This window comes from Clostridium sp. 1001271st1 H5 (assembly GCF_005845215.1).
Classification (GTDB): domain Bacteria; phylum Bacillota; class Clostridia; order Lachnospirales; family Lachnospiraceae; genus Enterocloster.
The window spans coordinates 68,257-84,212 of record NZ_SPHO01000005.1 but is presented as its reverse complement, the minus strand read 5'-3'; the positions used below and the strand labels follow the sequence as shown (position 1 = coordinate 84,212).

The window sequence follows — 15,956 nt, the reverse complement described above, 5'->3', positions numbered from 1 at the left end:
CCGGTATATTCATTCCTTTTATGAACACAGCGGCTTTGGAAAATCAAAGCCGCTCTAATAACAGTACACCCGCCAGCTGCAATAAAAAGAACACAAACAAAATCATGCTATACCTATCAACCGTAAACGGCAAAAGGCTGATGCCATTCTCTTCGGTACGCCCCTCTCCCCTCAAAAAGGCCCTGTGTCCCTGGACCGTATAGCGCTCCGTTTGCCCTGTCACTGGTTCTCCCAGCAGACAACTGAATACATACCCTGACAAAAAGGTTATTACGGTGCCAAATGCAGAATTCCACATCCAGGTAAACCCAGCTAATCTTCCAAACAGCAGCGTCATGATAAAACCAATTACAGCCCCCCATACCGTTCCTTTATCATTGGCTTTTTTTGTAAGCATGGCCAAAAGAAAAATACCGCAGGTCGGACCGCTTATATAGGATATATAACTGCCGATAACCGCCAGAATGGATTTTGAAGTGCCTGAAAAGGCCAGCATGGTAATAATATATATCAAAATACCCCAAAGGGCTGATACCAGCATGGAGGTCTTCAGGGATGCCTCTTTTCCCTTTTTTATGTATCTCTCATAAATATCCTTAGTAAATACCGTGGACATGGAATTCAGCAGGGAATCCACACTGGACATGGCTGCTGCGAACAGGCTTGCCAGAAGCAGGCCCACCAGTCCCACCGGCAGTCCGCCGATGAAACGAATCATCACATCATTGGCATTTTCAAAAGCAGTTCCTCCAAACTGGATGAATAGTAATGTCCCCAGAAAGATAAAAAGGAAATAGAGGACATTCATCATAATACCGCTTACAACAAATGAGCGCTTTAATTCCCGAATGGATTTTGCGGTAAACATCCTTTGTACCTGGGCCTGGTCAAAGGAAAAATAACGCGACCACATAAACAGTCCCCCCACCAATGCTGCCCAGAAACCGTTCTCGTTAGTCAGGGAAAACTGCCAGCTGGTGTCCAATGCCTTCAGCTTCCCGGCAGCTCCAGCCATACGGACGGTATCCAGGAATCCAATATCGCTCTTTGCGAACAGAAAAATCATCCCGCCTATCAGGCCTCCCCATATTACCACCAGCTGAATGGCATCTGTCCAAATGACCGCCTTGATTCCGCCAGCCATCGTATAAACCACCGCAATCACCACGATGACCGGTATTATGGTATTGATACTGACACCCATAAACCTTTGCAGGACCAGGGAAGGAACAAATACCATGGAGCTGACCTGAATCAGAGAATTCAGAATGAAACCCAGTACTGCTACCATGCGGGTTTTAGGGCCCAGGCGGAGTTCAATATACTCGTATACAGATGTCAGCTTTAAATCATATAGCATAGGGACAAAAACAGTTGTGCTGATGAACAATGCCAATGGTACTGTGATATTCTGCATGAATGGCAGCAGGCCGCTGTTATACCCCCATCCTGGTCCTCCCACAAAACTGTTGCAGCTAATCATGGTGGCTGCTATGGACAGACCAATCGGCAGCCATGGCAATGAACGCTTTGCAACAAAATAATCTTCCTGGGTCTTGTTGCTCTTTCCCATGATAAATCCTAACACAAGCATCCCTAAAAGATAAATGAGAATGATTGCAGCATCTATGATTGTAAATGTCATTGTCATGCCTGCCTTTCTGTTGTAATTTTATATGGTCCGGCCTGATGGCCCGGGTAATTTTAATCAGTCATGGTTCAGAATCTGGCGTGTCCTCTCAAAGATATCCAGCCCCTGCTGTTTCAGCCAATAAGGAAGGTCAATTAAAACCCAGTTTTCAGATAGCTTGTCACCCCTGCGGCAGTAAACATCCACCACCTGCATATCTCCACGGCCGCCTCCGGGTAATCCCAAGAATCCCCCAATTGGTGTATTGGTCAGATTCGGCCAGCCAAAGAAACAGGCAAAGTTTCCTTCTGCAAACCGGCAGACATGTCCGTTAAAGGTTTTATCCTTCAAATTATTGCGGAATGGGAGCTGATGCTGTTCCTGGTAGCGCGGAATGGTATAAGAAGCTCCGATTCCCCCTGGGCCGTACCAAATCATGTCCGATGCCCATGCCTTTTCCAGGACTTCCGGCGGGCATCCCATTGCCCCGCTCTTATTCAGCTCATCCAGGTCATCTACCATCTTATTCACCAGAGCAAGGGTCTTTATCCCTTCCTCTTCCGGCGCGTCCTCTAACAGGATTCCATCATGGTACCTGGGACCAGGATAGATAAAATAATTTCCTGTTGATGGCGGAAGCGGATTTTCACCTGCCTGAATCATCAGACCGATTAAATCTACGAACATACCGCTCTTGCAGATTTTACCATCCTTAACACAGCTGAATTCCGCATAACGGAGACTTGCCATCTTTCTGGTATGGCGAATCCCCAGAAAATCCTCATCAAACAATCCCATCAGATGCCCCATGCTCATAGCCCATTCCTCGCCGCTGATTTCATTTGTACCTGCGATGAAGATGTCCTGCCTCCTCTGCATATGGCGAAGCGCTTTTTTTAAAGGTATCCAGAATACTTCCGCCACCGTTTCCCTGCCATTCTGTTCACGGAATGGATATACCCCTTTCCAATTGTAATCCTCCGTCATAAATTCCCGGAGAACCTGCGGCACCTGTTCCGGGCCGGCCTTTTCCAATGCATCAAAATATGACAGTACTACTCCTTTTGTTTTCTGATACTTTCCCATCTTATAACCTCCTGTGTATTATTCCTTATCTGCTGTTGTTTCTTTTTTCTGATATGTTTCCGGCAGGAACATCCATATAGCCGCGCCTGCCACAAATACTGCCATGGAGACCATGAAAATCCCCTGCATCCCCATTGCTGTGGAACCAAGACCTGCAATGGCCGGAATGGCGAATGTGGATATGATTCTTCCTCCATTAAATGAAATCCCTGAAGACAGGGCGCTGAACTTTTGCGGGAACAATTCTGTATAATAGGCACCCCAGGCACCGGAAAAGCCAACTGCAAACCCGAGAAATACGGATACTATTTTAAGCTGGACAATGTTCCCGGCTCCTAATCGCATGAAGAGGAACACGAACACAGCACTGAGCGCCATTCCAATCAGAGGTTTTTTACGTCCGAATTTGTCAGAAATAAATCCCCATATGTTATAACCGATTAATTGTCCGATTCCCTGAAGGCTGTATATGCCTCCGGCAACTGCTGCACTCAGTCCCAAGGAGTTACGCAGATATGTAGTGGCATTATTGGAAAAGGCCGAATAGGCTGTAAAGTTTGCACCGGAAAGAAGGATGACGCCCAATCCAATCCACAGGAACTTGCCTTTGTACATATTTAGATAGCTGATTTTCTCATTCTGTTTCTTTGATGTCTCATTTAATTGCTTCGTATTCTGATAATCGTTTGGCACAAATAGAAATATCATCACCGCACCCACAGCCGGCGGTATAATTGCAGTATACATCAGCACCTGCCAGTTGGAATCTCCCATAAGAGAGTACAGCTGGCCCCCGAATATCATGGCTAAGGAAAAAAGACTGGTCAGAACTGCGGCTAATTTACCGCGGTATTTCTGCGGAAACAGTTCCGTCACTAAAGGCATTGCACATCCAAACACGCCTCCCAGGGTACCGCCTGTAACCAGCCTGGCCACCAGCCACACCGTATAGCTGCCAGGTGCCATCATGGGAAGGAACGTGGTCAATGCAATCAGAGATGCCACCACAATTAATGTGTACTTTTTCCCTATCTTAGCATTTAGGATTCCGAATACAATGGTCCCCGGAATCGTTCCAAAGGACATAACCGCAAAAATTGTTTCTGACTGCTGCAGTGTAAATCCAAACCCTCCAGCGGCTGCTTCCGCTATCATGGTAGGCTTAACAAAGGTTCCCACCATGAAATTGTAGCAATAAAAAAAGTATACAATGACGATGGACAGGAATGCAAGGCTTCTGCGTGCAGCCGATATATTTTTCCCTAAAATGATATCATTTTCTGCTCCAAATGCTTCTTGTGCTATTGCAGACATTTATCTCTCCCCCTCTATCATGCTATCATCTGTTTTTATATAAGCATCATCTGTCTCCAGGTAAATCTGCTTCAATACATCTAAGCCATCGAATGTAACCCACTCTTCCTGAATTCGGTTTCCTGCAATCCGGTAATGGTTAATTCCCAACATTTCCACCGGCTTCATGGATGGCGCGCCAAACATGCCGCGGCCTTCATGCAGTCCACGCAGCCTCCACCTGACAGCCACATCCCATTCATCCTCACCTGCCCGTCTATTGCAGGTAATACGGTCCACGCTATGGTGTGCATTGGGGAAGGAAGCTAAGAGGCTGATGACCATGCCCTGAATTTCCTCATAGCCAACCAGGTCCTTCCCGCATATATAATGGGTTACAGCATCCTTTGCATAGTATGTCCTGATTTCATTAATCATTTTGTAGTTAAATACGTGGCTGTGCATCTCCAGCATCATTTCCCCGACACTGTCATCCTTGGCTCTGTATTTCTCAGGAAAGAATTGTCCCTCCATGGATTCTCCCAGGCCGTATCTGGACTGTAGGGCTGGGGTTTTTCCCTTTGCCCCTCTGGCCATATTCTTTGCAACCTCATGGACATCGAATCCCAGCTGTTTCACCAGCCACAGGTTATCTCTCACCAGCCACTCTTCGTAAATGCGGTTATTCTCAATGGCACAGTCAATGACCGTACGGAAATTCACCTTCTTTCCTGTTGCCCTGCCAAAGTCACTGTCACCGAGATTCGTAGCCGTGGACAGGACCCTGTGGGAGGAAAGATATCCCTTTGTATCATGCTTTGACCAGATAACCTGCTCACCAATCAGACGGCGGTCCGGAAATGAATGCAATGTCATCAATGTGTTGGCAACCACATCCTTAATTCCCACCAGATTCGTGGAAGCACAGTGCATGGTCACATCGTTATGGTACGTATCGTAAATGACCCCGATTCCCTTCTCCTCCCATATCCGATGGGTTATCTTAAGCACATAATCCACAATATCGCGGTACTCCCCATCAAAACCAGGCAGCTGCTGCTTAGATTCGGCCAGCTTCAGGTAATCATTGTAATCCGCATGTCTGACCGGATTCACCTCCTCCGTCTCACCATAATAAATCTTGTCATTGATTTGCTGTCTTTCCATCATCTGCGTTCCTTTCTCCTCTTCCTTTTTTGTATCTGCCATTTTCAGAATCACCTGGTCCTCAACACCAGTTTTTTCTTTCGCAGCAGATTCTTTTTCTTGCACTGCCATAACGTCCTTCTCCTTTTCAAACGTTTGAAATTATTATCAAAAACAAAGCCTTTTACAAGGCTAAGTATGAAACGATAAAGACCACCCATTTCACAGGGCCGGGCTATATCAAATCCTGTACAGACCCCCGTATCATTAAACGGGGATAGATTTTACGCGGATTTAAATCCTCCTTATTTTCAATGCGGCAGATAAGGGAGTTGACCGCATTGGTTATAACCTCCTCCCTGGGGTCTGCGATGGTGTCCAGAGGAATATCCAGATAGGAAATCAATTCGATATCGTTATAACCTACGATTGATATGTCCCCCGGGACATCCATCCCGTAGTATTTTTTCAACTGCTGGACAATGGATAACGCAGGAAGGTCCTGCTGGGAAAAAATTCCGGTAAATTCACGTAAATACTCAATATTCTGACTTACAAACTCCCTCTGGGATTCAAAGTCCATCCGGGCTGTCAATATAGCCGGCTCTGCACTGTATTCCTCCATGGCGTCCATGTATCCGGCCGTGCGGTCATCATACATCTTCAGTTCCGGGTCACTGGAACGAATCGTCAAAATTTTCCTGTGTCCATGTTCCAAAAGGTGCTTCGTAGCCCAGTATCCTCCCTTCCTGTTATCATCCCAAAAAAAGTTATCCGGTATATCTGCAGAGTAGGGCGGTTTAAAATAAACATATACATAAGGAATATCAGCATTACAAAGAAATCTGTATTCAGCCTCTGTGAGGGTCTTTGAAAAAATAACCAGACCATCCACCATTTTTCCGTTGACCATTCTCAGGATGTTGCTCTGTGAATGGATATTTTTATTGGGCTGTATAAAAAAATCATATCCGCAATTTTCAACTGCTCTGGTAGAATATGTTTCAATCTCATTAAAAAACCATCTGTAATCTGGTGCATTGAAATTATCTGAAAAAACAATGCCAATACGGTTTGTCTTTTTCGTCACCAGACTGCGTGCATTGGAATTGAATGTAAACCCAAGACGCTCCGCCTCCTCTATGACACGTTTTTTTGTTTTTTCTGCAACCCTCGGGTCGTTATTTAGGGATAGAGAGACAGTGGAATAGCTCACATTTAAATTTTTGGCGATATCTTTTATTGTCATGTTTGCTTTTTTCCTTCTTGTTTTTCTTAAGTAAAGTGTAATTTAAAACGTTTGAAAAGTCAAGACTCAATTTCCATATTATATAATTTTATTGAATTATCACAATATGAATTGGTTCTTTTGCACAAAAGGATTTCACTTATATTCATATTACCTCTGTACTCATTCACTGATTTCCGCTTCACGGCGCTCAATCCCCACGACCATGTTCCCGGTGCAATTTCCGCTAATTTCGCATCCGCCATTTTTATTCTTCTCATTTTGCTGGCATGGGAACGAAAAAGGCCAGGGACATTCCCCAGCCTTTTTACTTCTCTTAAATTGCCTATTTTTCAAATTAGCCAAATGACTCCTGATTACTGATTTCGTCAATGTAATAGCCAACATCCTCTGAATTATTCTTGTAAAGTTTCATATAGAGCGTTCCGGTCCGCAATACAGCATTTGTCTCAGCGTCAATTTTTTCATAATTCAATTTCATATACAAAAAGGTTCCATCAGAACTCTGTTCACAGTCAGTAATCCTATACTTACTTCCTTTTTCAGTGGGTATTCCTTTTAATTCTCCCTGACTTGATTGTGGTATGTTTTCAGGATTCAGGCCTATATTAAACACCGCATAATATTTATCAAGCGTCTTTTCACGGTCATAATATCCAATTCCATCTTCTATACGCAACGGAACGAACATTGTAGTTGTATAAGAATTCTTCAGATGCTTCTCTGTATCCGCAGCCAGAAGGGAATTCATCAAACTCTGTCTGTCTTCATACATTAAATCCCTAAGCTGCTTATATGTAAAAGATGGAACATTAAACTGATCTTCATATAGGTTTAGAAGTCCCTCAGCTGCATCTTTAAAAATCTCTTCCTGATATGAATTCAACACATACTTCCGGCGCACAAATCCCAGCTTCCATGCGCCGTTTTCATCAACCGTATAACCATCAGGGGTAAGTGTATCGCTCAGCATACGTCCTGTATCATCAAAATAATAACACTCGGCAATCCCATCCCCATTACCGTCAATCCACATCCATGTGGATAACGGAAATGTTCCATCTCCATTATCATACCACCATGCAGACAAATCCCCATTGATTCCTTGTTTCCATGTACCGGCTGCTGCTTCCCGTATTAAAACACTTGAAAAGAGCATTGAAAATGTAATCATAGCTATCCATCTTTTTACGGTCATCACTTATCTTCCTTTCGGTAGTATTTTCAACATCGGATATAGAAATTATAGCATATCTTCATAGGATTATACAGTAAGTTTTTGAAAGTCCATCCTCCACATACTTACAGGCTTCAGGCGGATTATCTTTAAAATCCAATATTCCGTTCATCAAACCATAACTTAAATAGTTATCCAAGGAATCAGTATCCATATATACATATCCATATATACAACTTCCCTGTAGCCAGCCTGACCCGGCTTAGCCTGCACCTTGATTCCAGAATATAACAGAGTCTTGGTTCTCTGGTAGAATGTGGGGATATATGAACTGTTATAACGCGCACCAGAAAGGAAGAGAACCAGCTTTATGATGTGTGGCGAACAGCTATTTATAAAATCGACTTATATTTTCTAAAATCAAAACAGGCACTTTCCTATAAAGTAAAAAAAGAATCACAAAATTGATTCCCAATGGCCTGATAGAGTGTATCATGATATATGTCCGCAGATGGCCGCACAGATATAAATTTGATTCTCGACATCATCTGACAGCCATGTACTGCCAAACTGCGTACGTGTCCGTATTCGCCACATAGCAAGTCTTCCTACATCTATGCACACACCATCAAAAGTAAATAGTAAGTTTGTAAGCCCTTCGTGTTCAAAGACTCATACCCCAATGAAACTTTGAGTCACCTATTAAGATACCTTCTTCTTTTAATAATCCATTAATCCCCTCTATCCATTCCTTTATTGTACAATTCCGGCATAGGGTGAAAGTAATGGAATGTACATGTTATTTATGTTAAAATGGAACTAGGAGGTAGCTAAATGGAGCCTAAAAATAAATTATATCAGATTATTTACGATTACTACGTTACCAGAATTCTCTTTGGATATTACAAATTTGGTGATACCTTTCCCACCATATCAAAAATCAGTGAATTATTTCAACTTTCCATACCAACCGTCAGAACAGCGCTTACACTTCTGGAAAAAGACAGGTATATAAAAAATATGGCCCCTAAGGCCGCCAAGGTTATCTATAAAGCGTCTCAGGATAATCTTATTCAAAATATTTCTGATTATTTACAAGCCCGGAAAGAAGGGCTATCAGATATTAAACAAGTAAATTTTTTGATTTTTGGTCCTTTATTAGAAGCGGGCATCAGCCGATGGGATAAAGAGGCCTGGAATACATTTTGGCAGGAAATCAAAAATAATAATTCTGATGAATTGTCTTTTTCCATACGGTTGTATATAGCCGCGCTGTCCTCATTAAAAAATGATTTGATTCTTAATTTTTTCTGGGAAGTAAACCGCTACACGCGTGTTCCCTATCTACACAGTGAACATGAGATTATGAAAGAAATAAACAGGAATGAAATCATGGAAGAAATGATTAAGAAAATAGACATACTTCCCAAAGAAAAAATTGCAGCATATCTTTGTGAGGAATTGGGGCTGGCTTATGAACATGCGAATACCTATTTGGTTTTGACAAGGCAGATAATAAAAACGAAAGCTTCCCAAGATGAGGTTGAGCAGATACCCTTTGAGTGGAAATTTTATCACAAGCGTTCTCAAATTCGTTATTCGCTAGGGGCGCAGATTATTCAGGAAATTTTGAGCGGACGCTATCCGGTGGGAAGTTATCTTCCATCCCTTCCCCAGATGGCAAAATATTACAGGGTATCTTTAATTACCATACGGCGTACGCTGGTCTTCTTAGCAGATTTTGGTGTGGTGAAATCCTATCATGGAAAAGGAACGCAAGTTTGTCTTGGACAGGGAGAAATGAATTTATCTCATGATAATGTCCATATTGCCCTAAAATATTTTTTAGAGAGTATCCAATTTCTCGCCTTGACAATTCGTTCAGTCTGTCGATACACATTTCGCGAAATTAGTGCAAACACATTTCTTGCGTTTAGCCAGACCTTAAACCAGATACATGAAAAAGAGATGGATTATATGATAACTGACGCCTTTCTGACTTTCATTACAAAATATTGCCCAGCGGCCGCAGTCAGCCATTGTTACCATAAACTAGGAAAATGCCTGGCGGTTGGTTTCCCCTTTTCCCTTCAGCATTGGAGAGCGGAAGACTATAGGCAGATGTATCCTAATATGGTGCTTAAGGTTATCAAACGTATAGAATGCCATGATATCGACGGAATGATTGAACAATGGGGAACTTTTTTTGAAGAACAGGAACGATATTACAGTACTTTATTAGTGGCACAAAAGATAAGGGAATTGTAAAAAATAACGGCTTTGAATAGTTAAGTGTATTAAAAAAGCACATAAACCCTGACAATAAATGTTAAGGTTTATGTGCTATAATGGCATCAGCGTTGATGGTTTGAAAAGCAGATTCTCTAAAATAGTGTACTGTATCCTGAAAAGACATGTTATTCGAATTAACAAAAAATTTGAAGTATCGGTACGGACTATATACTGTAACTTGAATAGAATCAGCGGTCCAGGCCTACTCTAAACACAGAAATCATTCTGCTGATAGTAAATATGGTCAAGAATATTTAATTAAATCTAAACCCGCTTCAACTTTGACCCTTTCATGAGCTCGTATCTTTTGCCCCAACTGACTCTACTATGTACTCGGTACCGGCACAACGATAAACGATTCAATCATCTGGTACAGGCGAGCTGGGTCTATCGGTTTTGCCAAGTGCCCATTCATTCCAGCCTCACCCGCCTTCACAATATCCTCATGGAAGGCATCAGCTGTCATGGCGATAATCGGAATCGTCTTTGCTAACGGATGGCTGGACTGGCGAATTGCCCTTGCCGCCTGATAACCGTCCATAACCGGCATCTGCATATCCATCAGTATTAAATCATAAGTCTCCCCTTTCCTGAGGAATAAATCCAGCGCTTCTTGCCCATTACAAACACAATCGATCTCTAACCCAACCATTTTGAGCAACTCCACCGCTATTTCCTGATTGATTTCATTATCCTCTACCAGTAACACATGGTGTCCTTCCAAAATATCGCTCTTTCTTTTGCTCCCGATATTTTCAGTCGCACGTTCGATACCAGTCACTGTGAGAAGCATATTGTACAAAGTTGAGGCAAAAATAGGCTTAGATAAAAATGCATTAGCACCTGCTTCCCGTGCGTTTTGTTCTATAGAGGTCCAGTCATAGGCGGTCATAATAATAATCGTGGTATCTGGACCCACGAACTCCCGAATCCTCCGGGTTACTTCTATCCCATCCATGTCCGGCATCTTCCAGTCGATGAGGCACACATCGTATACTTCTCCGGTTCTATGGGCAGATAAAACCTCTTCCACACATTCAGCCCCTGTCTGCACCCAGTGTGACAGAATCCCCAGATTCTTCAGCAATAGCGCGGTATGGATACAGCAGTCCTGGTCATCATCGGACACAAGAACCTTGAGTGCTTTTAATTCCTGATGATTGCAGGTAAAAGCATTTTCGCTTGTTCTATCTACATCAAAGTCTAATTCTACAGTGAAGGTAGTACCCTTTTCCAATTCACTTTTTACCGCTATAGTACCGCCCATTAAGGTGACCAGATTCTTAGTAATAGACAATCCCAAACCTGTGCCACCATATTTCCGGCTTGTAGATACATTTTCCTGCTCAAAAGGCAGAAAAATTCTGTTCAAAAATTCCTCACTCATACCAATTCCGGTATCTGTTATCATAAAGCGAAGGCGTACCCGTTGGTCCTTCTTTTGTATCTGGCGTATTTCCAGACGGACAGTACCGTTGGCCGGTGTAAATTTGATAGCGTTGGAAAGGAGATTAATTAAAACCTGGTTCAGACGCAACGAATCACCAATCAATACCGTATCGGTAAGATAAATCAAGTTCATGGAAAAATTAATATCTTTCTCAGTCGCCTGAGGATAGAAAATGGAGGTGAGAGATTCGGCCACGCTCTCCAAATTAAAACTTTCGCAGGCAATGGTCATCTTTCCCTCATCAATTTTTGACATGTCCAAAACATCATTGATGAGTGTCATCAAATGCTTGGAAGAATAGGCAATTTTTTTCAGGCAATCTTCCACTCGTTTGCGATCTTCTATATAAGCTCCGGCGATGGTTGTCATACCAATTATTGCATTCATGGGCGTACGGATTTCATGGCTCATACGGGAAAGAAAGTTCTGCTTAGCCGCGTTCGCATTCTGCGCATTAACCAGTGCATCCCTGAGGGCCTGCTCTCTCTGTATTTCCTCTGTCTGGTCAGAAATGGATACAATATAGCGTGTTATCTTTCCCCCTGCAATCTCAGGATAGCACCGAATCTTAACCCATCGTATTTGTTCTGTTGTAAGGTACATCCGTAAATCTATGCTCTTGCTGTCCTCCGTATCTGTACGCCGGATAAACTCTGCAAAAGCATCCTGGTCTTCTTCGATAACCAGGTGCATCAGCAACTCCGCCTTCTCCATGATGGCGGAATCTTTTATTCCAAGAATATGCTCACAGTTAGCGCTGACATACTCCAATACGTCTTTCTCCTGATTATAAATCAGAAAAACCTCATCCACATTAGAGGAGAGGATATCAAATAAATGTTCCCTGTATTGAATCTCTCTGATATTTCTACGTTCCTGCCAAAATACAAACAGAAAGAAGGCAGGAAGAAAAGTTGTAAGCACCACTGATGAAATGATAGCAATCGCAGATGTATCCGCCGCATTCTGCTCCAAATTTCGAATTTTACTGTCTGCAAAAGAAATAATGGTATCCAGAGCCTCCCCTACCGCATTATATTTAGGATATAAATATTCCGACACATATTGAGCAGTTTCTTCTCTGCCCATGGGGACAATGATTGGTAATGCCTCACTCTGCGTATGTTCCAAATCCTGCATGGCCGATAACAGCTGTTCGGTATCTTCAACCGGTCCGAGGTATTGGCTGGTAATAATTTTAATAGAAGCATACTGCATGTCGTACCGGTTATTCAGTGTCTGCCCTACCTCGACTATATCGGATTCCGGATCCGCAACTAAATTCAGCAAAAAACCCTTCATGTCCAGAAGCCGCGACCTCATGGCCCTGGATTCGTTGGAAACTGTATAGGGGTGCTCATAAATCATTGTGGCTGTTTTACGTAATTGATAAGTGGAAAAAATGCTGAAGATTGATAAGCCGATTGCACACACACAGACCAGGGCCAATCCAATATCTTTTACACTCTTATTCTTTTTTTGAACATTCATGACGCTGACTCCTCTTGCCATAAAATGAATACCTGAAAAAATTTCTTAAACATCAGGAACTCTAATTGCCCTCTTCCACATTTTTTCCCAGCCGGAAACGGCTAGCCATTCTGCTTAATACCTGAGCCTGATAAGATAATTCCTCGCTGGCAGCCGCAATTTCCTCCGCCGTAGCGGAACTGGACTGAATCACACCTGATATGCGGCTTATTTCCTGCGTAATTTGTCGTACCGATAGTTCCTGCCTAACAGAAGCTTCCGTTATGGAATGAATCGACTTCGTTATATCCTCCACTCCATTTACTACGTCCATCAGCGCTTCTGCCGTGCGGTCTGCAATCCGGTCACCCTGTTCTACTTTTTCCAGGGACTTTTTTATCAAATCAGCCGTGCTTTTGGATGCCTCAGATGATTTGTTTGCCAGATTACGTACTTCATTCGCCACAACCGCGAAACCGCTTCCCATATTCCCTGCCCGGGCAGCCTCTATCCCCGCATTTAAAGCAAGGATATTGGTCTGAAAAGCGATGTCCTCAATGGTCTTAATGATTCGTCCGATTGATTGTGAACTGTGGCGTATTTCTGCCATTGCTGCCAGCATATCCTGCATCTGTCTGCGGCTGTCTTCCGCATCCATCTGCACTGTCTTTGTTTGTTCATTCACTGCTTGGGCATTCTTCACATTGTGCTCTACCTGTTCCGATATGTCGCTGATTGCACTTGACAATAATTCTATAGAGGCAGCCTGCTCTGTCGCCCCCTGGGCCTGAATCTGTGCTCCGGATGATACCTGTTCCGACCCCGCTGCCACTTGCAGAGTAGACTGATTAATTTGTAATAAGGTATCTTTTAAATTATTTATAATCCTGACCAGAGAAGACCGCACGGAATCCAACTCACCCACGTAGCTGTCTTTTGCCCGGCTATGGATATCAAAGTTCCCCTCTGCCATTTCATTTAACAGATATGTCTCATCCTGGATTACCGCTGTAAGTACGGCAATCATACTCCGCATATCATCGGCCAATTTTCCCATCTCATCTCCGGACTGAAAGGTAATTCGGGTAGTTGAAAGCTGTCCGGCCGCTATGTTCTGCGCTGCCTGTTCCAATTCCACTATCCCTGCCGAGATTCCCCTGGTAATATACACACAGAAACCAATGCTAATGATTACGCTCACACATCCCAAAATTACCAGCATCGTAACAGCACTGGCCTGCCGTTCCTGCAGTTGTGTCATCAACTGCAGTCCTGTTCTGTTGCCGCTTACAATCAGCCCATCCAATTCCTTTTGAGCCTCTTGGATTACCAGGATATTGTTGCTTTCCATAAAAGCTGCCGCTTCTTCATTTTTATTTTCCTTCGCCAATGAGAGAACATGTTCCCGCATTGGCGCAAGCCTGGCCAGGCAGTCTTCCAGCCGTACTACAATTTGTGAATCTCCCAAAAAATGTTCTTTAACGATTGGAAGTTCGTCCCTGATTATACTTGCCGAATCAAAGGCATTGGCAGTTGCCTCCCCAATTATCTCCTCATCTGTATTTACAATGGCACGGTAGGTTGCCTTCTGCATTCTTTCAAAATTTGAGTGGATTTTGTTGGCACTTTCATTGACAATAAATGGTCCATCATAAAAGGCTTTTATTTTTGAATTCAGATTAACTAAACTTATGATGCTGATACAAAAACCAATAATCATCAACATCAGAATCGTTGCAAATGAAACAAACAGTTTCCTACCTATAGTAAACCTTTTCATGCTACCCCTCCATTGTGTTCCCCATCATTCCTGCCTCGGCCCTTTAACTCTGCTCATGTGCTAACTGTAGTCTACCATAATACGTCTATATTCGCAATTCATTTATTTTTTATGGGTATTATCAAAACAGTAGAACATAAGCGCCTATTTCCATCTGTCCATACCGACTGTCAGGAAAGCGCTGGCACTCCTGGAGGACAAGAACTACATTAAAATTGGGGCTCCAAAAGCAGCTATGGTAACCTACATGGCTACCGCCGATGATTATCTGCGCAATATCGCTGTTCATCTGTCAACCTATAGGGACGGCATTCTGGACATGAGACAGATGAATCCGTTACTTTTGTGTCCTTTACTGGAGGCCGGCATAAAGCAATGGGATGAAGCAACCTGGGAGAAACAATGGAGTGAAATTAAAAACATTGACTTTGACGGAATGTCCCTTTCGATACGGCTGTACACGGCCGCCTTATCCTCCCTTTATAATGATTTAATTCTTACATTCTACCGAAAAATAAACTTCCATGCCCGTATACCATATCTGCGCAGTGAGCATGACATTATGAAAGGAATAATAGAAACGGTTGATACGCTCACAAAAGATGAAGTTGGAGCCTATCTTACCAATAAATTGGGAACAGTTTACATAGATGCTTTTGCATATATCCTTAAAATCATCCAAACGCTCTCCCCACAATTTCTGGAAGGTGAGTTTACCCAGATTCCATTTGAATGGGATTTTTACCCCAGACATTCTCAAATCCGTTATACATTGGGAGCGAAGATTATATTGGAAATTTTGTATGGAGCCTATCCCGTTGGAAGCTTTCTTCCCTCCCTAAGCCAGATGGTAAAACGTTACCAAATCCCACTCATCACCATACGCCGTACCCTGGCCTCTCTGTCTGACTTTGGTGTGGTAAAGTCCTATCAGGGGAGGGGAACACAGGTATGCCTTGGACATGAAAATGTGGATATAAGCCGAGTTTCTGTTCAGTTTGGTCTGAAACGCCTTTTAGAAAGTCTCCAGTTTCTGTCATTAACAGTTAGTAACGTTAGCCGTTTTACCTTTGAACAGGTTTCTGAAGAAGCATTATACGAATTTCTCCAGACTTTGAATCAAATCTATAAAGAGAAAAAGGACTATCTTATTGTGGATGTTTTTTTTAACATTCATAACAAAGCATTGTCCATGTACCATAGTCTGCGAATGTTACTGTAAACTGGCGGAATGCCTCGCCACTGGATATCCCTTCATACTTTTAAAAATGAAGGGAGACAATTACAAACGATTATACTCCACTCGGATTCTCCAGACGATTCAATGTGCCGAATGTATGGATAGAGAAGGGATACTTGTGGGATGGAGTGAATTTTTTGAGG

Annotated in this window: 10 protein-coding genes; 2 read left to right on the top strand and 8 right to left on the bottom strand. The window is 42.9% G+C overall.

Annotation, left to right across the window (positions count from 1 at the left end):
* Positions 1 to 43: 43 nt before the first annotated feature.
* From FGS84_RS09070 to FGS84_RS09045, 6 genes are all read right to left on the bottom strand, one after another.
* Positions 44 to 1,651: a sodium/solute symporter gene (locus FGS84_RS09070; protein ID WP_243129926.1), complete on the bottom strand. Its 1,608-nt coding sequence runs from the start codon at positions 1,649 to 1,651 to the stop codon at positions 44 to 46.
* Between the two features lie 57 nt (positions 1,652 to 1,708).
* On the bottom strand, positions 1,709 to 2,716 hold the full coding sequence (locus FGS84_RS09065; RefSeq protein WP_138307668.1) for a nuclear transport factor 2 family protein: 1,008 nt from the start codon (positions 2,714 to 2,716) through the stop codon (positions 1,709 to 1,711).
* Between the two features lie 18 nt (positions 2,717 to 2,734).
* Complete coding sequence (locus FGS84_RS09060) at positions 2,735 to 4,030, bottom strand: MFS transporter (RefSeq protein ID WP_138307666.1); 1,296 nt, start codon at positions 4,028 to 4,030, stop codon at positions 2,735 to 2,737.
* Entirely contained in the window at positions 4,031 to 5,287 is a 1,257-nt protein-coding gene (locus tag FGS84_RS09055; protein WP_138307664.1) for an ester cyclase, read from the bottom strand.
* Between the two features lie 103 nt (positions 5,288 to 5,390).
* Positions 5,391 to 6,404: a LacI family DNA-binding transcriptional regulator gene (locus tag FGS84_RS09050; protein ID WP_138307662.1), complete on the bottom strand. Its 1,014-nt coding sequence runs from the start codon at positions 6,402 to 6,404 to the stop codon at positions 5,391 to 5,393.
* Between the two features lie 337 nt (positions 6,405 to 6,741).
* The gene (locus tag FGS84_RS09045; RefSeq protein WP_138307661.1) at positions 6,742 to 7,602 is read right to left on the bottom strand and encodes a hypothetical protein; all 861 of its coding nucleotides are present in this window, start codon (positions 7,600 to 7,602) and stop codon (positions 6,742 to 6,744) included.
* A gap of 813 nt (positions 7,603 to 8,415) precedes the next feature.
* Between FGS84_RS09045 and FGS84_RS09035 the strand changes: the two genes are divergently transcribed.
* Complete coding sequence (locus FGS84_RS09035; protein ID WP_138307659.1) at positions 8,416 to 9,849, top strand: GntR family transcriptional regulator; 1,434 nt, start codon at positions 8,416 to 8,418, stop codon at positions 9,847 to 9,849.
* A 349-nt stretch (positions 9,850 to 10,198) separates the two neighbouring features.
* Here the strand turns inward: FGS84_RS09035 and FGS84_RS09030 are convergent, their stop codons facing one another.
* Both FGS84_RS09030 and FGS84_RS09025 read right to left on the bottom strand, forming a co-directional pair.
* The gene (locus tag FGS84_RS09030) at positions 10,199 to 12,814 is read right to left on the bottom strand and encodes a PAS domain-containing hybrid sensor histidine kinase/response regulator (protein ID WP_243129925.1); all 2,616 of its coding nucleotides are present in this window, start codon (positions 12,812 to 12,814) and stop codon (positions 10,199 to 10,201) included.
* Between the two features lie 61 nt (positions 12,815 to 12,875).
* Positions 12,876 to 14,573, bottom strand: a complete 1,698-nt coding sequence (locus FGS84_RS09025; protein ID WP_138307657.1) for a methyl-accepting chemotaxis protein — start codon at positions 14,571 to 14,573, stop codon at positions 12,876 to 12,878.
* A gap of 235 nt (positions 14,574 to 14,808) precedes the next feature.
* Between FGS84_RS09025 and FGS84_RS09020 the strand changes: the two genes are divergently transcribed.
* The gene (locus FGS84_RS09020; RefSeq protein WP_138307656.1) at positions 14,809 to 15,795 is read left to right on the top strand and encodes a GntR family transcriptional regulator; all 987 of its coding nucleotides are present in this window, start codon (positions 14,809 to 14,811) and stop codon (positions 15,793 to 15,795) included.
* The last annotated feature ends 161 nt before the right edge of the window (positions 15,796 to 15,956 follow it).